Annotated in this window: 12 protein-coding genes, 2 tRNA genes and 3 rRNA genes; 3 read left to right on the forward strand and 14 right to left on the reverse strand. The window is 39.8% G+C overall.

Annotation, left to right across the window (positions count from 1 at the left end):
- Nucleotides 1–314: 314 nt before the first annotated feature.
- The 12 genes from AC07U8_RS12220 to AC07U8_RS12275 all read right to left on the reverse strand — a co-directional run bounded on the left by AC07U8_RS12220 (nucleotide 315) and on the right by AC07U8_RS12275 (nucleotide 13,073).
- The gene (locus AC07U8_RS12220) at nucleotides 315–875 is read right to left on the reverse strand and encodes a DUF4256 domain-containing protein (protein ID WP_494738598.1); all 561 of its coding nucleotides are present in this window, start codon (nucleotides 873–875) and stop codon (nucleotides 315–317) included.
- A 296-nt stretch (nucleotides 876–1,171) separates the two neighbouring features.
- A complete protein-coding gene (locus tag AC07U8_RS12225) occupies nucleotides 1,172–2,371 on the reverse strand; it encodes a hypothetical protein (RefSeq protein WP_494737950.1) in 1,200 nt (399 codons plus the stop codon).
- 448 nt (nucleotides 2,372–2,819) lie between these two features.
- Entirely contained in the window at nucleotides 2,820–3,212 is a 393-nt protein-coding gene (locus AC07U8_RS12230) for a putative signal transducing protein (protein ID WP_494737951.1), read from the reverse strand.
- A gap of 380 nt (nucleotides 3,213–3,592) precedes the next feature.
- Nucleotides 3,593–3,707, reverse strand: a 5S ribosomal RNA gene (gene rrf / locus AC07U8_RS12235).
- Between the two features lie 167 nt (nucleotides 3,708–3,874).
- A 23S ribosomal RNA gene (locus tag AC07U8_RS12240) occupies nucleotides 3,875–6,765 on the reverse strand.
- Between the two features lie 337 nt (nucleotides 6,766–7,102).
- Nucleotides 7,103–7,178: transfer RNA gene (locus tag AC07U8_RS12245), tRNA-Ala, on the reverse strand.
- Nucleotides 7,179–7,222: 44 nt separating this feature from the next.
- Nucleotides 7,223–7,299: transfer RNA gene (locus AC07U8_RS12250), tRNA-Ile, on the reverse strand.
- Between the two features lie 59 nt (nucleotides 7,300–7,358).
- Nucleotides 7,359–8,897, reverse strand: a 16S ribosomal RNA gene (locus tag AC07U8_RS12255).
- The 16S, 23S and 5S rRNA genes sit together here with 2 tRNA genes alongside, the layout of an rRNA operon.
- 410 nt (nucleotides 8,898–9,307) lie before the next feature.
- The gene (locus AC07U8_RS12260) at nucleotides 9,308–10,339 is read right to left on the reverse strand and encodes an alpha/beta hydrolase (protein ID WP_004719563.1); all 1,032 of its coding nucleotides are present in this window, start codon (nucleotides 10,337–10,339) and stop codon (nucleotides 9,308–9,310) included.
- Nucleotides 10,339–11,487 (reverse strand): YdcF family protein, encoded by a 1,149-nt coding sequence (locus AC07U8_RS12265; protein ID WP_056512837.1) that lies wholly within the window; start codon nucleotides 11,485–11,487, stop codon nucleotides 10,339–10,341. Before AC07U8_RS12265 ends, AC07U8_RS12260 begins: the two co-directional genes overlap by 1 nt.
- A gap of 13 nt (nucleotides 11,488–11,500) precedes the next feature.
- Nucleotides 11,501–12,529, reverse strand: coding sequence for a UDP-N-acetylmuramate dehydrogenase (murB, locus tag AC07U8_RS12270; protein WP_494737952.1), 1,029 nt, complete (start codon nucleotides 12,527–12,529; stop codon nucleotides 11,501–11,503).
- Nucleotides 12,530–12,569: 40 nt separating this feature from the next.
- On the reverse strand, nucleotides 12,570–13,073 hold the full coding sequence (locus tag AC07U8_RS12275; protein WP_004822261.1) for a low molecular weight protein-tyrosine-phosphatase: 504 nt from the start codon (nucleotides 13,071–13,073) through the stop codon (nucleotides 12,570–12,572).
- Between the two features lie 120 nt (nucleotides 13,074–13,193).
- Between AC07U8_RS12275 and AC07U8_RS12280 the strand changes: the two genes are divergently transcribed.
- The 3 genes from AC07U8_RS12280 to AC07U8_RS12290 all read left to right on the forward strand — a co-directional run bounded on the left by AC07U8_RS12280 (nucleotide 13,194) and on the right by AC07U8_RS12290 (nucleotide 16,437).
- Nucleotides 13,194–14,348: an iron-containing alcohol dehydrogenase gene (locus AC07U8_RS12280; protein WP_494737953.1), complete on the forward strand. Its 1,155-nt coding sequence runs from the start codon at nucleotides 13,194–13,196 to the stop codon at nucleotides 14,346–14,348.
- Between the two features lie 629 nt (nucleotides 14,349–14,977).
- Nucleotides 14,978–15,778: an OmpW/AlkL family protein gene (locus AC07U8_RS12285; RefSeq protein ID WP_494737954.1), complete on the forward strand. Its 801-nt coding sequence runs from the start codon at nucleotides 14,978–14,980 to the stop codon at nucleotides 15,776–15,778.
- A 227-nt stretch (nucleotides 15,779–16,005) separates the two neighbouring features.
- Entirely contained in the window at nucleotides 16,006–16,437 is a 432-nt protein-coding gene (locus tag AC07U8_RS12290) for an acyl-CoA thioesterase (RefSeq protein WP_494737955.1), read from the forward strand.
- Nucleotides 16,438–16,502: 65 nt separating this feature from the next.
- Here the strand turns inward: AC07U8_RS12290 and AC07U8_RS12295 are convergent, their stop codons facing one another.
- Together AC07U8_RS12295 and mgtA are read right to left on the reverse strand one after the other, a co-directional pair.
- The gene (locus AC07U8_RS12295; RefSeq protein ID WP_004719550.1) at nucleotides 16,503–17,222 is read right to left on the reverse strand and encodes an MgtC/SapB family protein; all 720 of its coding nucleotides are present in this window, start codon (nucleotides 17,220–17,222) and stop codon (nucleotides 16,503–16,505) included.
- A 12-nt stretch (nucleotides 17,223–17,234) separates the two neighbouring features.
- Nucleotides 17,235–19,982, reverse strand: a complete 2,748-nt coding sequence (gene mgtA / locus AC07U8_RS12300; RefSeq protein WP_494737956.1) for a magnesium-translocating P-type ATPase — start codon at nucleotides 19,980–19,982, stop codon at nucleotides 17,235–17,237.
- Nucleotides 19,983–20,011: the final 29 nt, after the last annotated feature.

The raw sequence follows: 20,011 nt of genomic DNA on the forward strand, positions 1-20,011 counted from the left end.
GTGATCTTGCCGTTTTTTTCGACTCAATAATTCAAAAGCTCATTTTATAAAATACATATTCATTAGCTGAGTAACCATCATATAAATTTAGCGCTCTTATAAATAACGCACGTATCGTTTCATCATCCATGACAGATCTATCATTTAGCAACATGAATTTCATCGTTGGATAGGCATACAGCTCCCCAAACCAAAACTGAAAATCATTAATTTAAATATCAGTATGTAGGATATAACAAGAGTTATATCTAAACACCAAAAATACAAACAAGCTCGACAGAATCTTAGGATTTCACGCTGTCAATTTTTAACAATTAAAGTTTGATATAGGTTCGAAACCCACGACTCGCATAATATGAGGCAGCACCATTATGATAGGTAAATGTACGCCCATAACGCTGATCACAAAAGATCGCCCCACCTTGCTGACGTAATATCGTTGGTGTTTCGACCCAGCTAGATGTTTTTAAGTCAAATTTGAATATTTGCTGTAGAGCATAATACTGTTGTTCCGTCATTAGTGCTAAGGCATGCTTATTTACCCAGTCGATCACCGTATCTTCAGGAGGATGATCCTTGCGACTGAGTAATGCCTCTCGGTCATAACACAGACTACGCCTTCCTTTTGGCGACTCAATTGCACAATCAAAAAAATACACACCTTCTGTATTCGGTAAAACAACCACATCTGGCTCGCCGCCAGTCATTTCCATTTGTTGTAAAGCCCATAACTTTTCAGGACAAAGCAAAAGTTGTTTTTGGACAAAATCCCAGCTCATTTGTGCATGTCGTTCTGTATGCTGCTGAAAACGCTGTGCTAAGGTTTTTAATAGGTTTTCAATTTGCAATGGACTCAGTTTTTCTTGCTGTTTTATCATTTATTTTACTGCCTAATTTTAAGCCTTTACTAACATAACATTATCCACCAAGTGCAACCAAATCCGCCTTTTGGGCATACTGAAGTGGATTGATTAAATAGTCTGGCACGGATAATTCAATGGAGTTCTCTGCATATGCAATTCTTTCTACACCGATCCAACTAAAAGCTGAATATATTTTTGCAACGACAGAAAAATCGTCGTGGCGATCGTAAGTTACGGGATATAGCTTCTAATCTTAATTTAAAAAATGGCAAGAAATCTTGCCGTTTTTTACTTAACAACAGAATATTTTAAAAATCTCGTATTTCATCAAACCAAGCATTCACTGTTTCTTGATCTATATCGAATGTTGAAGCTTCAACCAGTTGCAGTACAGCAAGACCAGTATCTTCTCTTTCAACAGTTTCAATATTGGGCAATGTATTAATTATCTCAACAAGTTCAATAATTGCACCTTTCACATCTTGTTTTGTCTTCGCCTTGGAGATTTCTTTTAAAGCAGATTTATATGCTTTGATCGCAATTTTTGCATTATTGCTTTCCCAGTTTTCAAATGGAATTCCATATTCAGTGGTAAACCATATTGAACTCCTCAGTTTAGACACCGACGAATAATCCAATTGTTTTTCTTTAACTAAATGCTTTAATTCAGCATTTAACCTTTTCCCTGTTTTTTCATCAATATTCCATCCAATGAAGGACCTTAAGTTTTCCCAAGTATTTAAAGCTGGAAAGCCTTCCAAATTTACGGCATAGCGTATTCCAATACGTTCAAGTTGCTGAAGTTGCTTTAAACTTGCTGTATTGATTATATTCCCAGTTAAGTTTAGATTTTTTAAATTAGGAAACTGTAATAAGCTTTCACAATCAAAAGCTTGACCTAAAGGTTTAACAGTTAAATCTAACGAAGTTATTGCCGCTAAATTTTTCATAACAGGAAGATGGTATGCCGATACCATTGGATCTTTGTTTGTCGTTGGTTCTATTCTCAAATGGGGATATGCTGCTGTGGTAATAATTTCAAATTGCTCAATATGACCAGCCAAATGAAGCGAATATAACCCCTTCTTATTCTCATCATCAGCATGATTTAAAACTAATGTGATTGGATATTGATCTGCTTTGATTGAAAAGTTATGAATTTGAGCATGACTTAAATCTAGACAAATCGCTTGCGTAGGTCGCCAAGAAAAATCTTCTATTACTCTTTTCTTCGACCATTCAATAAACCCCTGATCATTTCCCCAATAATAAAAAAATCTTGGCCAATCTCCATAAGGATGCAAATGCGCATTTTGTTGACCATTTGGCGTATAAAAAGTATTAAAAGCATCCCAATTGATTACAGCATTTTCTTCAACAAGAACATCAAACTTTTTCTTGTCCATGCCGATTCGACCAATTGAGAAGCTTCCTTGCCCAGCTGGAATTTTTATCTGATGGCTATTTGTACCTGTTAAAGAAACATAAATGGGAGTATTTCTATCCATGTTGATCCATTAATTGTAAATTGTACGATTCAGCTTTCAGCAAATATTAATTACTTATACTTGTGCAAATAAGCATATAAACTCAACACAGAATATATCAAGCTTAAAGCTTAGCCTTTGTTTCATTTTAGCAAAATATGAACATGTTAGATTTAGCTCTATATTTCAACTTTCCCAACTTAGATACTTAGATGATCTAAAAGACCTTGATGATCTATTTTGACCACAATCAGTGGATGGATTAGAAATCCCAATTTTTTCTAAGCAATCATCACCTAATTCTTTAATATGAAAATCCACATAGTCTTTGACTATTCCTTCAACTTCAAAATCCTGTTGAATGATGCGTTGTTTTTGTTAATCAAATTTTACGATATTTTCTAGTAAGTAATTTATTTGATCTAAAGTTTGCTTATTTAAAATATCTTGCCGATTTTCCAATAGAGTACTAACTCCAAAAATGTTGGCACTGTTTACACTTCGTTCCATTTTTATAAAAAAAGAGCGGAAAACCAAGCAATAGAAAAACCAAATAAGCGGGACGTTTTCCTTCGGTATATGGCTGTATATCACTACTACCACAATGAGGGCAACTTTCACCTGCTCCAAACTGTTGTTCTAATTCTTGGCTAAAATCTTGGGCAAGTAATGCTTTAGCCTCCTCTGCATAGCTTTCAGGAACTAACAGTCGCACACCACCCAAAGCATTGGAGTAAAGCCAATCCATATTAATAGTATGTTCATTTTCAATACGTGCTGGAATTTCTGCTGCTTCTAATTGCGTTTTGGCAATCTGAGCCTCGTAAGGAAATGAATATGTTTCAGCGACAACCCATTGCATAAAAACACCTAACAGAAATAAAAATGGATTTTAAGCTCAATTCGTTTCACTGTATATTGCATAAATTTATTCAGTTGATGCTTTCATTTTTCAAATTATGCGGAAGGAAAGGAAATTTCATAAAAATAAGGGAATACGTTGGAGGATAGATAGGTTTTAAAGCAGTGCATTTTATCTATTTCCGTTAAATGTCATTCTTCTTTCTATTCTGCCTAAGCAACCAGTAACTATAGTTAGTCTTAACTCTATCCTACTTTGCAATATTTTGATGAGGAAGTAAAACAACAAAATTTACATCTTATTCTTACTATTTATTATTTTTCTCCGCGCATAAAAAAACACCCCGCTCTCGTTAGAGACCGGGGTGTTTTAGATTTAAAAGCTGGCGATGACTTACTCTCACATGGGTAACCCCACACTACCATCAGCGCTAAGAGGTTTCACTTCTGAGTTCGGGAAGGGATCAGGTGGTTCACTCTTGCTATTGTCGCCAGCAAACTGTTATGGACTTGTTCGGGTCTTATTTAAATGCCTTACTTCGTACCAAATGAGTTTAACAGAACATTTGAGTTGAATAGTTTAACTAGCTTTACAACTAAATCAAGTATGTTTGATCTTTTATGAATCAAATGATGCTTCATATACAACTGCTTGGGTGTTGTATAGTCAAGCCTCACGAGCAATTAGTATTGGTCAGCTTCATGCGTCACCGCACTTCCACATCCAACCTATCAACGTCGTAGTCTTCAACGGCTCTTTAGAGGACATAAAGTCCTAGGGAAATCTTATCTTGAGGTAGGCTTCCCGCTTAGATGCTTTCAGCGGTTATCCCTTCCGAACATAGCTACCCGGCGATGCGACTGGCGTCACAACCGGTACACCAGAGGTTCGTCCACTCTGGTCCTCTCGTACTAGGAGCAGATCCTCTCAAATTTCCAACGCCCACGGTAGATAGGGACCGAACTGTCTCACGACGTTCTAAACCCAGCTCGCGTACCTCTTTAAATGGCGAACAGCCATACCCTTGGGACCTGCTTCAGCCCCAGGATGAGATGAGCCGACATCGAGGTGCCAAACACCGCCGTCGATATGAACTCTTGGGCGGTATCAGCCTGTTATCCCCAGAGTACCTTTTATCCGTTGAGCGATGGCCCTTCCATACAGAACCACCGGATCACTAAGACCTACTTTCGTACCTGCTCGACTTGTGGGTCTCGCAGTTAAGCGCGCTTTTGCCTTTATACTCTACGCGTGATTTCCGACCACGCTGAGCGCACCTTCGTACTCCTCCGTTACTCTTTAGGAGGAGACCGCCCCAGTCAAACTACCCACCAGACATGGTCCTCGTCCCGGATAACGGGACAGAGTTAGAACCTCAATATTACCAGGGTGGTATTTCAAGGATGGCTCCATAGCAACTGGCGTCACTACTTCAAAGCCTCCCACCTATCCTACACAAGTAAGATCAAAGTTCAATGTCAAGCTGCAGTAAAGGTTCACGGGGTCTTTCCGTCTAGCCGCGGGTACACCGCATCTTCACGGCGATTTCGATTTCACTGAGCCTCTGCTGGAGACAGCGCCCCCATCATTATGCCATTCGTGCAGGTCGGAACTTACCCGACAAGGAATTTCGCTACCTTAGGACCGTTATAGTTACGGCCGCCGTTTACTGGGGCTTCGATCAAGAGCTTCGCTTACGCTAACCCCATCAATTAACCTTCCAGCACCGGGCAGGCATCACACCCTATACGTCCACTTTCGTGTTTGCAGAGTGCTATGTTTTTAATAAACAGTTGCAGGGGCCTGGTTTCTGTGGCTGCCAATAGCTCAAGGAGCAAGTCCTATCACCGTCAGCAGCGTACCTTCTCCCGAAGTTACGGTACCATTTTGCCTAGTTCCTTCAGCAGAGTTCTCTCAAGCGCTTTGGTCTACTCGACCTGACCACCTGTGTCGGTTTAGGGTACGATTCCTGTGTAACTGAAGCTTAGAGACTTTTCCTGGAAGCATAGTATCAGCCACTTCGCTAGTAAACTAGCTTGCTATCAGCTCTCAGCATAGAGCACCCCGGATTTGCCTAAGATGCATGCCTACTGCCTTTCACCTGGACAACCAACGCCAGGCTGACTTAACTTTCTCCGTCCTCTCATCGCATTACACAGAAGTATTGGAATATTAACCAATTTCCCATCGACTACGCCTCTCGGCCTCGCCTTAGGGGTCGACTCACCCAGCCCCGATTAACGTTGGACTGGAACCCTTGGTCTTTCAGCGAACGGGTTTTTCACCCGTTTTGTCGTTACTCACGTCAGCATTCGCACTTCTGATACCTCCAGCATACTTCTCAATACACCTTCATCGGCTTACAGAACGCTCCCCTACCACGTATACATAGTATACATCCGCAGCTTCGGCATATAGTTTTAGCCCCGTTACATCTTCCGCGCAGGCCGACTCGACTAGTGAGCTATTACGCTTTCTTTAAAGGGTGGCTGCTTCTAAGCCAACCTCCTAGCTGTCTATGCCTTCCCACATCGTTTCCCACTTAACTATAATTTGGGGGCCTTAGCTGGCGGTCTGGATTGTTTTCCTCTTGACTACGGACGTTAGCACCCGCAGTCTGTCTCCCGGATAGTACTCATAGGTATTCGGAGTTTGCATCGGTTTGGTAAGTCGGGATGACCCCCTAGCCGAAACAGTGCTCTACCCCCTATGGTATTCGTCCGAGGCGCTACCTAAATAGCTTTCGGGGAGAACCAGCTATCACCGAGTTTGATTAGCCTTTCACCCCTATCCACAAGTCATCCCCTGGCTTTTCAACGACAGTGGGTTCGGTCCTCCAGTTAGTGTTACCCAACCTTCAACCTGCTCATGGATAGATCACCCGGTTTCGGGTCTATACCCAGCAACTAAACGCCCTATTAAGACTCGATTTCTCTACGGCTCCCCTATGCGGTTAACCTTGCTACTGAATATAAGTCGCTGACCCATTATACAAAAGGTACGCAGTCACCAAACAAGTTGGCTCCCACTGCTTGTATGCATGCGGTTTCAGGATCTATTTCACTCCCCTCACAGGGGTTCTTTTCGCCTTTCCCTCACGGTACTGGTTCACTATCGGTCAGTCAGGAGTATTTAGCCTTGGAGGATGGTCCCCCCATATTCAGACAAGGTTTCACGTGCCTCGCCCTACTCGTCATCATTATATGTGCCCTTTCGTGTACGGGACTATCACCCTCTACGGTAGCACTTCCCAGAGCTTTCCGCTAAAACACATATAACTTAATGGGCTGATCCCCGTTCGCTCGCCGCTACTGAGGGAATCTCAATTGATTTCTTTTCCTAAGGGTACTGAGATGTTTCACTTCCCCTCGTTCGCCTCGCATGACTATGTATTCATCATGCGATACCTACCTTATGGTAAGTGGGTTTCCCCATTCAGAAATCTCCGGATCACAGGATATTTGCCGCCTCCCCGAAGCTTATCGCAGGCTATTACGTCTTTCATCGCCTCTGACTGCCAAGGCATCCACCACATGCACTTAATTACTTGACTATACAACCCCAAACAGTCGTTAATCCCTACAAGGAGGATCAACAATGTGAACTTAATCACTTCTATTTGTTGCCTGTGAACTTAATCACCATACAGCTTCAATTTAATTCATATACCAAAACGCTTGATTCAGTTTTATCGCTAGTGCTCATTTCACTCAACATTAACAATTACTTGCTAACATCAACTAAAACGAGTTTAAACAATTATTTCAACTCAAATATATTCTGTTAATGATTCACTACCGCCTCGTCAGCGAGTAGTTAACTGTGATAAATCACAGAACTTAATAAGCTATCGGCTTACTAAGTTCTGTAATCACTTAGTCTTTATATAGTGGTGGAGACTAACGGAGTCGAACCGTTGACCTCCTGCGTGCAAAGCAGGCGCTCTACCAACTAAGCTAAGTCCCCAGCTTAAGATCTTAATATATCTGCTCTTCTGTGTTCAGTAGACTTGGTGGGTCTGACAAGACTTGAACTTGTGACCCCACGCTTATCAAGCGTGTGCTCTAACCAACTGAGCTACAGACCCTCAGATACATCAATGAAGAACAACTTGTTGTGGATTCTTACCAATCGTCAATCTTTCGTTAAGGAGGTGATCCAGCCGCAGGTTCCCCTACGGCTACCTTGTTACGACTTCACCCCAGTCATCGGCCACACCGTGGTAAGCGTCCTCCTTACGGTTAGACTACCTACTTCTGGTGCAACAAACTCCCATGGTGTGACGGGCGGTGTGTACAAGGCCCGGGAACGTATTCACCGCGGCATTCTGATCCGCGATTACTAGCGATTCCGACTTCATGGAGTCGAGTTGCAGACTCCAATCCGGACTACGATCGGCTTTTTGAGATTAGCATCCTATCGCTAGGTAGCAACCCTTTGTACCGACCATTGTAGCACGTGTGTAGCCCTGGTCGTAAGGGCCATGATGACTTGACGTCGTCCCCGCCTTCCTCCAGTTTGTCACTGGCAGTATCCTTAAAGTTCCCACCCGAAGTGCTGGCAAATAAGGAAAAGGGTTGCGCTCGTTGCGGGACTTAACCCAACATCTCACGACACGAGCTGACGACAGCCATGCAGCACCTGTATGTAAGTTCCCGAAGGCACCAATCCATCTCTGGAAAGTTCTTACTATGTCAAGACCAGGTAAGGTTCTTCGCGTTGCATCGAATTAAACCACATGCTCCACCGCTTGTGCGGGCCCCCGTCAATTCATTTGAGTTTTAGTCTTGCGACCGTACTCCCCAGGCGGTCTACTTATCGCGTTAGCTGCGCCACTAAAGCCTCAAAGGCCCCAACGGCTAGTAGACATCGTTTACGGCATGGACTACCAGGGTATCTAATCCTGTTTGCTCCCCATGCTTTCGTACCTCAGCGTCAGTATTAGGCCAGATGGCTGCCTTCGCCATCGGTATTCCTCCAGATCTCTACGCATTTCACCGCTACACCTGGAATTCTACCATCCTCTCCCATACTCTAGCTTCCCAGTATCGAATGCAATTCCCAAGTTAAGCTCGGGGATTTCACATCCGACTTAAAAAGCCGCCTACGCACGCTTTACGCCCAGTAAATCCGATTAACGCTCGCACCCTCTGTATTACCGCGGCTGCTGGCACAGAGTTAGCCGGTGCTTATTCTGCGAGTAACGTCCACTCATCCTAGGTATTAACTAGAAGAGCCTCCTCCTCGCTTAAAGTGCTTTACAACCATAAGGCCTTCTTCACACACGCGGCATGGCTGGATCAGGGTTCCCCCCATTGTCCAATATTCCCCACTGCTGCCTCCCGTAGGAGTCTGGGCCGTGTCTCAGTCCCAGTGTGGCGGATCATCCTCTCAGACCCGCTACAGATCGTCGCCTTGGTAGGCCTTTACCCCACCAACTAGCTAATCCGACTTAGGCTCATCTATTAACGCAAGGTCACAAGTGATCCCCTGCTTTCCCCCGTAGGGCGTATGCGGTATTAGCATCCCTTTCGAGATGTTGTCCCCCATTAATAGGCAGATTCCTAAGTATTACTCACCCGTCCGCCGCTAGGTCAGTTACCGAAGCAACCTTCCCCGCTCGACTTGCATGTGTTAAGCCTGCCGCCAGCGTTCAATCTGAGCCATGATCAAACTCTTCAGTTAAAAATCATTAGTGACTTAAGGTCACAATTCTGGCTCATCAATGTACTGACAAATTCTCTCAAATAAACTTCGAGTAATTTAAACCAATCAATCAATGATAATATTTCGATCAATCAATCAGTAAAAATCCACACAAGTTGTTCTTCATATTCTCTTAATGATTAATTTATCACTTCGTCAGTGATAAATAAGACGCAATAAACATTTAACAACTTAACCCTCTAAGCTAAGTTCGTTTGCTGTATCGCGTCGGGATGCTGCGTATTCTATACAGATTTTAAACCAGCGCAAGCCCTATTTTCAACAAAATGCATCGTGTGATTATTTTTTAATCTAAATATTCAAAAAACCGCATAATTCACCTATTTTTTAGGCATTTTTGAGAAATTCAGCTTAAAAGCAACCTATATCTATTCAAAATAATCACCAGAAGATTGTGCATGTAGAAACGCAGGAATTAATCCTGTTAATGCTGCACGTATATCAGCACGTTCATTAATCAATTGATGCGAGCCTTCTTCAAGAATCAATAAGGTCTGTAATCTAAATTGTCGACGTACAAAATCAATATTATATTTCCAGTCTACAGTTTGATCTTGTGCACCTTGTGCCAACCAAACCGGAATGCGGCACTTTGGATAGGCTTCCATTTCCAGCATCCACTTTGACATTGCCAAAATCCAATCCATTCCCATCATTCGAGGTTGCAAAGGGTCTTTAAGGCGTACAAATCTTAAAAACTCTGGATTGTGATTATTTCTTTTAAAGTGACGAGGAACTTCTCTTTTAATTCTGCGAATAATTCCTAAACCAATAGAATTATGCCACCACGCTGTTTTTGCAGGTCGGACCAATGGTGAAAGCAGCAATACCCGATCCACAATTGGATTTTCACGTTTTTGTGCATACTCAAGTAAATGATGCATCCAAATTGCACCACCTGTACTTTGCCCCACTCCCAACCACGGCTTAGGAAGCTGCTCTGCATTTTTTACATATTGATAGACCGCATGTAACACTTGTTGATAATGGTCAAAGTTTTGAATATTTGCAGGCGAACCATTACTCAGCCCATGCCCTGGTAAATCATAAGTAATCACACTAAACCCTTGTTCAAGGATTTCTTTCACAATCGGTTGGTAAATACCACTATGTTCTAAATAGCCATGCAACAAACATACAGTGCCTTTTATTTTATCTATATTGGGTTTAAATACTTGCACATGCAGTTTAAACAACGGCATATCAATAAAACCTTGCCATTGCACACAGTCCAGTTGATCAAAACCATAAAGACGTTGATAAGATTTTATTTCTTTATTTGGAATATATTCACGATTTAAGTTTAAGGCTTCTAATAGTTGTGGTGTTGTATCTCGACTTGGTATAGGTAAGTCAAGTTGCTTTAGAATTGTTGGATTTAAAAATGGAATATCTGCCATTAAGGCACCTCTCTACAGCCACTCGAACCAAACAACATATCTCGGATTGTTGCTAAAGTTTCATAATTGGCTCTACGACTATGATCATAATTTTGTTTGCTAGGCTGCCATGCTGTTAATTGAGTTGGCATGGGTGCATTGACAGGAATTGTTTCGATCCCATTTAATGCAAATAAACGACGTGTTCTTGGCATATGGTAACGATCGGTAATTAATAAGACTGTAGGTGCACCACCTTTCTTCTGTAAAAGCAATGAGCTGAAGCGTGTATTTTCACAGGTGTTCATGCTTCTATTTTCTAATAGTTTTGCTTGAACACCGCGCTCAGATAACCATTTTTGCATATAGGGTGCTTCTACACCACTCAGCACAATAGGAAGTTTAACTTTCTCTTCTAAGGCTAAGGTTGTTTCAAGTCTTAGTTTGGTATAGTCATTCACAATAATGTCTTTTTGATTTTTATCTAAAGTTAAACCACCGCCCAAGACTACAATTGCATAAGGTTGACTGATTGGCTTCGGTTGTTCACTGGTTTTGGTAGGCAAACTTTCAAGATCTTCTTGTACTTGTGAACTGGACAATTCATTTGCCAATGTATGTGAATTTTCTTGAAGTAATTTTTCATCAATTTTATGTTTTTTTAAGAATGTTAAATATTCATCCATTAAAGCCTTATTGTCTTCACTATTTAAATCCAATAAGTTTTTAACCACATCGTTCGATTGATTCTCAACAACCTCTGATGCAGCATGTTCAGACACCAATGGAATTACTGGTTTGTTTTGTTCTTCATCATCATTTTTTTGATCTTCAGCAATTTTTTCTTGCAAGGCTTTATATCGTAACTGAAGTAGCATTAAATCCTGAGCATTTTTACTCTTAATCGCTTCATCCATCAGCTTAAGATAGGCTTGTCGAGCAATCCATAAGTCAGAACCAGGTTCTAAGTTTTCAGCCTCCGAAAGCGCAGCATTTTGCTGGCTCTTTGCTGCCACCTGATTCACTTCAACTGGAACAATGCTATTCAGGATTTTAACCATCATTGTCGAATAAAATGGCGTGTACCAAAAAACGACCAAACAGCCGAATAATACAAATAATATGGCAATTATTCGTAGAAATCTGACCATCCAATGCGGTTTGACCATATATTTACTCAATTTAATGGTTTTCGATTAACCCTAGTTCATTATAAAGCACAGGTTCAGGCTCTAAGTGCACACCAAACTTCTCAAAAACATCTTTTTGTACTGCCTGATATGTTGCGCGTACATCTGTCAATGTTGCATCGGCATAATTCACCAATACCAAAGCTTGTTTATGAAACATTCCCACCTGATTAAGCTGTTTACCTTTCCAACCTGATTGATCAATCAACCAACCCGCTGCAATTTTAACGTGATTCCCTGCTTGAGGATAATGTGGAATATTAGGGAATTTTGCAATTAATTGTGAAAACTCTTGTTGCTTAATAATCGGATTTTTAAAGAAACTTCCCACGTTTGGATATTCTTTTGGGTCTGGGAGTTTACTTTGACGAATATGAATCACTTGCTTTTGTAAGTTTTCAGCACTCATATCATCCATCATTGCATCTTTTAAATCCCCATAATTTACTTTTAAATCAGCATGTTTAAGCAATTTAAAAATCACATGGGTAATCACATAACGATCTGGGTCACCTTTAAAAATACTGTGTCGATAAGAAAAATGGCAATCTTGTGCTTGAATTGAAAGTGTCTGTGCTGATTGACGATCGTAGACTTCTACAGATTGAATAAATTCACCGACTTCAACACCATACGCGCCAATATTTTGCACAGGCGATGCGCCGACTAAGCCCGGAATCAAAGCCAAGTTCTGTAAACCATAAAGCTGTTGCGTTGTCGTCCACAATACAAAGTCATGCCAAACTTGCCCTGCACCCACTTTGATTGTTTTACTTTCGGCATCTTCACTTAAAAACTCAATACATTGTATATCTATAGCAACTACAAGCGCATGAATATGCTCAGGCAGCATCATATTGCTGCCCCCTGAAAGCAGTAAAACGTTTAAATCGTGTGCTTTAGAAAACTGCAACGCTTGTTGAAGATCTACGATAGATTGTATTTTGACATAATGTGATGCAATCGAGTTCAAACTCAATGTATTAAAGGGTTTGAGCTGAACCTGTGATTCAATATTCATAACTTAAATTTATTTCCTAAAAATATTTCAATCACTTGCATTAAAACTGTTGTTGAAACACATGTACCCAAGCCAAACTGCTTGATTCACACTGATCAAGCACACGTTCAAATCCATCAGCTTCACCATAATAAGGATCTGGAAGCGCCTGTTGTGGATAAACGCGATCGTGCTCACTCATTAAAGCAATTTTAGCTTTGATTTGAGCAAGACCAAATTGGCTGCTGGCTTGGTTATACACATGCTGTATATCCGCAAAATTCTGATGATCCATGGCAAGAATCAAATCAAACTCTAAAAAGTCTTGTATTTTTAATTGTCTAGCACGTAATCCAGAAAGATCATAGCCTCTTTTTATTGCATGTTTTTGACTGCGACTATCGGGTGATTTATTTGGATGATAATTGCTCGTTCCAGCGGAATCCACAACTACATTTAATCGTTTTTCATCACAATAGTGTCGTAAAACCACCTCTGCTGTGGGTGAGCGACAAATATTTCCTAAGCACACACATAAAACTTTGTATGGCATTTTGGATGACATAACAACCTCAAATGATCATTTCTTTTATAAAGTCTTATGTTAAGTTATTTAGCAGGCGAATCCTATAGAACCTTAAAACAATAATGTTTAATTTGTGATGATAGATTAAGGATAATACATATGAGTCATTTTCAATTCCAAACTGTAGCCAATATTATTTCAGGTTTAGGATCAATCCAAGAACTCAGCACAGTATTAGGCAATCAATACCACAAAGCATTAATCGTGACAGATGCAGGCATGATTCAACACGCACTGCATTTGCCGCTATTAAAAATTTTAGTGCAATGCAATTTAGACTATGAAATTTATGCCGATGTACAGGCAGACCCAGCAGTGCAGATTGTTTTATCGGCAGTTCAATTCGCCAAAGACAATCAAGTAGATGTGGTCATTGGCTTTGGTGGTGGTAGCTCTATGGATGTTGCTAAGCTCATCGCGATATTGGCAAATCCAAAGCAATCACAAAGTATTCAGGAAATCTATGGGGTCAATAATGTCAAAGGCCCTCGCCTTCCTTTAATTCTTATTCCAACCACAGCGGGCACAGGCTCTGAAGTCACCCCCATTTCAATTGTCACTACAGGTGAAACCACCAAAACAGGTATCGTTTCCCCCATTTTATATGCCGATGTAGCAATTCTAGATGCAACATTTACCTCAGGCCTACCTGCACATATCACAGCAGCAACAGGCATAGATGCGATGGTGCATGCTATTGAAGCCTATACCTCTAAAATTAAAAAGAATTTTTATGCAGACATGCTTGCTAAACAAGCCCTCAAACTTTTAAATAAAAATTTAAAATTGGTCTTGGCGGATGGTACAAATTTAGCAGCTCGTCAAAATATGCTGGTTGGCTCTATGCTTGCAGGGCAGGCTTTTGCCAACGCTCCTGTAGGTGCTGTACACGCTTTAGCATACCCCTTAGGTGGTCATTTTCATTTATCACATGGGCATACTAACGCTTTGGTTTTATTGGAAGTGTTAAAATTCAATGCGCCTGATGCAAAAGCACTTTATGCAGAGTTAATGCAATGGCTTGATCCTTATAGTAAAGGCAGTACCGAAGGCTTATGTGACTTATTTATTGATCATATGCAGAGACACTTAGATCATAGTGGTTTGACTTTGAAATTACGCGATTTAAATGTACACGAGCAGCAACTGGATAGATTGGCATCCGATGCAATGCTGCAAACCCGTCTTTTACAAAATAATCCAAGGCCTCTACTCCACGCAGATGCATTAAAAATTTATCAGGCGATTTATTAAAATTTATCAACATTAATAGTGCACTGATTTATTGAATGCGCTTTTAAATAGACTTCTTTCATAAGTCCTTTTTAAAAGCATAAATCAACATAAAAGCGCCCTCATCCTAGCCTTCTTCCAATGGGAGAAGGCACTTTCAATACCAATATGACTCACTCGACATGATCATTTTTTGATTCATGAAAAATCTTGAATAAACATGAAGTACAATTGAGACATACTCGCTGAGTGTTTTATTTAAAAGTATCAAAATATCTATCATATGACCTATAATTTGTGTTTGAAATATGCGGCCTGCATCAGATCAAATCGACCTAAATTTTAAACAAAACTTATAATCTTGTAAAAATACAGCATTAAAATTAAACTTGATTATTCTCAAAATATGAAAAAAACCATCTTATTGCCTCGTTTTGTTATATTTTTTAATCAATCAAACTTAAAGTTTTTTTAAAAAATTTATTTAAAAATGATTAATTATCAAAATATTACTCTATTAAATGACTATTTTATGACTAGCTAGTATTTAGTTTTTATTTAATTTTTATTTAATTTTTAAAATAATTACTCTAAAATCGCGACAGATCTTAATCGGAAAATTAAGACAACTAGTATTGGAAAATGATTCTATGAAAAAACTTACATTAGCAATTCTGCCATTAGCAGCATTTGGATTAAGCAACGTTTCTCACGCAGCAACTTCAGATGGTAAAACTTTTGGTGTTTCTGCTGGTTGGTTACATGTTATGCCTCAAAGTAAAGGACAAGGCGTAAATGGTAAAACTGGTAATGGTTTAGGTCCTTTATCAAATATTCAAGCCAATAATCCTGATGCTGGTTTTGAAGTACAAAATGCGGATACAGCAGGCTTAATGCTTGATTATTTTGTCAATGACAATGTTTCACTTGAGTTAACTTTAGGTGCTCCTCCTGAAATGGAACTTGCTGGTAAGGGTAGCATTAAAGTTCACGGTGTTCCTGTAATTAATTTAGATAAATTTGATAAAGCTGCAACAACAGATGCTTATACACCAACCCTTTCTGCTCGTTATCACTTTGGTTCAATCAACAATAAGATCCGTCCTTATGTTGGTGCAGGCTTGATGTATGCACATTTCTCAAATGTTGAAACTGATTCAGCAATCAATGATGCATTAAAAGCCAATCCTTTACTTGGTCGATTTAATCCAGAATTAGGTAAAGTTAAAGTGGATGATGCGTTTGCACCTGTTGCAATCCTTGGTGCAGATTTCAATATCAACAAAAATTGGTATGCAACTGCTTCTGTTTCATATGCGCATTTAACAACAAAAGCAAAATTAAATGTTAATGGTACAACACCAGCTGGACAAACCACTTTAATTTCAGGCCAAAGCAGCATTGAGATTAAACCAATCGTGACTTATTTAGGTCTTGGTTATCGTTTCTAATCAATTTGGACTGAATCAGTTCTAAATTGCAAAAGCTCATTAGGTTAGACTTAATGAGCTTTTTTATGGCATACACTCGATTATAAATGTTTAACTAAAACACTTGTAAACAAGTGCAAAATTCATCTATAAAGTTACTTGTTTATAAAATCTTGAAAAGCATTGACTTGGTGATTGATCACGAAAAAGCGCTGTTAATTTTTTATCTATTTGAATGAATAATCCAAATGAAGCCAGAAATAAAATTACGTACCCAATATCCCTTTATCTTCCCTATCCAAACACGTTGGGCAGACAACGATATTTATGGTCATGTGAATAATGTGACTTATTATAGTTATTTTGATACTGCGGCTAATGCGCTCCTGATCCAAAAAACCGACTTTGATATACACCATTCACCCATCATTGGCTTGGTGGTAAATTCTTCATGTCATTTTCTCGAAGAACTCACCTATCCAGAAATTATTGAGGTTGGGGTCGCCATTGCAAAAATTGGTAATTCATCACTGAGCTATGACCTGGCTATTTTCAAACAGGGTAAAACTGAAGCTTCAGCGCAAGGTCAATTTGTGCATGTATTTGTTGAGCGTGAGACAAAGAAAAGCACCCCGATTCCACAAAAAATGCGAGATGCTTTGCAAGACTATATGCTTTAAGGCTAAAGCTAAAAATCGACGCTCAAAATAGCTTAAAACCGATAGCATAAAAATAAAACATCATTTTAAGCCAAGGTATTTTGATCCCAAAAAGCCTGACTCACTTCAGGCATTTGATTTAACATTTCAATAATCGGCTGAATTTCTTTTTCCTCAACGGAGTTCGCAATCAAAATCGCCTTAATTTCCACATCTTGCTCACCAAACGGTTCTACATCAAAATCTTTAGCAGGAAAATGATAACGCTTTAAAGCTTTATTAAGCTCATCCATGACATATTTACTGTGCTCTTTTTGACAAACCACATAAATTTCATGTTGCATTTCCGAATCAACATTTAACGGCTTACGATCAATAATATGCCCAATAGGACGTAATAAAGTATTGGCTGCCAAAATAAATATCGTCGCTAATATTGCTTCCACCAAACGGTCACAACCTGCCGCAGCACCGACAGCAGCAGAACACCACAAGGTTGCAGCAGTATTGAGCCCTTGAATATTCCCTTCTTGGCGCATGATTACCCCTGCGCCAAGAAATCCAATGCCAGAAACCACATAAGCAATCACCCGTACTGAACCATCAGCACCTGTTAAGTTATTGGCAATATCAACAAATATAGCAGCGCCAAGTGCGACTAATACATTGGTTCTTAAACCTGCTGTACGCTGTCTATACTGTCGCTCAAACCCGATCAATCCCCCTAAAATAAAAGCGCCAAGTAAACTAATCAAGGTATCTAGCATATTCGCTAATTCTAGATGTTGCATGAATTGGAGTTGCATTGGAGTTCTCCATTACCACCCGTAACGACGGATGTAAATTTTTTTCATCAGTTGCACAACCAGCATGTAGCCAAGCAAGATGAAAGGTAAAAATAAGAAATAAGTTAATGGTAAAGCTTGTAATTTTAAGTACTCAGCAAAAGGCCCCATTGGTAAGAAAATACCAGCAGCCACAATGACCAAGGTCATGACCATCAAAGGCATTGCTGCACGACTTTGAATAAATGGTATTTTTTCTGTACGAATCATATGCACAATAATCGTTTGTGTTAATAATCCTACGACAAACCAACCTGACTGAAACAAGGTTTGCTGTTCTGGTGAATTTGCATGAAATACAAACCACATGAGAGCAAAGGTCAAAATGTCAAAGATCGAACTGAGTGGCCCAAAGAAAATCATAAAACGGCCAATTTCATTTGGTTTCCAGCTTTGCGGTTTTTCAATCAACTCATCATCAACATTGTCAAATGGAATGGCGATTTGTGATACATCATAAAGTAAATTCTGTACCAGCAAATGAATCGGTAGCATTGGTAAAAACGGAATAAAAGCACTAGCTACTAATACCGAAAAAACATTACCAAAATTTGAACTTGCCGTCATTTTGATATATTTCAGCATATTGGCAAATGTACGTCGTCCCTCTAGCACGCCTTCTTCAAGCACCATTAAACTTTTTTCAAGTAAAATTAAATCTGCTGACTCTTTGGCTATATCCACTGCTGTATCAACCGAAATTCCAATATCAGCACTGCGTATCGCAGCCGCATCATTGATTCCATCGCCTAGGAATCCAACCACATGTCCATTCTCTTTCAGCTGCATCACAATACGTTCTTTGTGAACAGGACTTAACTTGGCAAATACCTGTGTATATTCAACGGCAAATTTTAGTTCTTCATCAGTCATATTCTCAACATGCCCACCTAAAAGAACATGTTCACAGTCCAGACCAAGTTCTTTGCAGACCTTTTGCGTAACAAACTCATTATCACCGGTAAGCACTTTGACATTGACGCCATGCGCTGCCAATTGAGCTAAAGCAGGTGCGGCAGACTTTTTAGGTGGATCCAAGAAAGTCAGATATCCAGTTAAAATCAAATTACTTTCATCTGCGACAGAAAAGTCATCTGATCTACCACTAAAATCTCGATACGCGATGGCAATAACACGTAAACCCTCAAGATTAAATTGGCGTATTTTTTCTTGAATCGCCTCAAGATGGTCTGGTGTTAATAGCTCAATCTTGTCATTTATCTCTACATGCGAACAGACTTTCAACATTTCCTCTGCCGCACCTTTAGTGATGATGCGTGCGTTACCCTGTAAGGTTTTGACTACCACTGACATACGTCGACGCACAAAATCAAACGGCACTTCATCAAGCTTTTTAAATTTAAAATTTAGATCCTGCAAGTCTTGTGCAGCATGGTCCAAAATTGCAGCATCCAGTAAGTTTTTAAGCCCTCTTTGGTAATAGCTATTTAAGTAAGCCTGTACCAGTACACGTTGTGATGTCTTGCCATTTACATCGACATGTTGTGATAAACAAATTTTATCCTCGGTCAATGTGCCTGTTTTATCTGTACATAAAACATCCATTGCACCAAAATTTTGAATCGCATCTAAACGTTTAACGATAACTTTTTTACGAGATAAAAATACTGCACCTTTGGCCAATGTTGAGGTCACGATCATCGGTAACATTTCAGGTGTTAAACCCACAGCTACAGACAAAGCAAACAGCAAAGCTTCACTCCAATCGCCTTTAGTAAAGCCATTGATAAATAATACAACTGGCGCCATGATCAACATAAATCGAATCAATAACCAACTGACTTTATTTACCCCCATTTGAAATGAGGTCGTCGCACGATCTGCATGGGATACACGGTGTGCCAATGCTCCAAAATAGGTCTGTGTCCCAGTATTCACCACCACCGCTTTTGCAGAACCAGACACAATATTGGTTCCCATAAAAACAATATTTTCCAGTTCCAAAGCATTTTGCAGGGTGTGATCCTTTTGATCAGCAAACTTTTCTACAGGAATAGATTCACCTGTCATCGACGCTTGTGAAACAAACAGATCTTTTGCAAAGATAATTCGACAATCCGCAGGGATCATATCTCCAGCAGACAATAAAATGATGTCACCAGGGACCAAATCTTGGATCGCAAGCTCAACCTGTTGAGATCCTTGATCTAGGTCGTATTGCATGGTTTCAAGGTCTGGATCATCCCAATCTACTTGACGAATCACAGTAGCTGTATTACTCACCATTGCTTTTAATGCAGCGGCTGCCTTATTTGACTTAAATTCTTGCCAATAGCGCAGTACCGTAGAAAGTACAACCATGGTTGTAATAATGATTGTGCCTTCTATATCGTCGGTAAAGAAAGCCACCAAAGTCAAAATGGTAAGTAAAATATTAAATGGATTACGATAGGCATACCAAAGATGCTTCCACCACGGCAGTGGTTTTTCATGCGCAAGCTCATTTAATCCAAATTGCTCTTGTCGTTGTTCAACCTGCTTTGCTGACAAGCCTTGCTCTGTTGTATTTAAATGATTGAGTAATTGATCTGATGGAACATATGAAGCATTGATCAAACTTTGTGAAAGTTTTTTACTAATTTCACTGGCATAACTGGCTTGATGTAATTCTTTAAATGAACGATGACGTTCAAATAAGTGTTGAATATGATATTTTTTGATGAAATTAGAAAATAAACGTTGCCATAGATTATGAAGCATAATGTTCTCCTTTTTTGGCAATAAAAATT

It is taken from the genome of Acinetobacter sp. GW821-FHT01E09 (genome assembly GCF_059422385.1).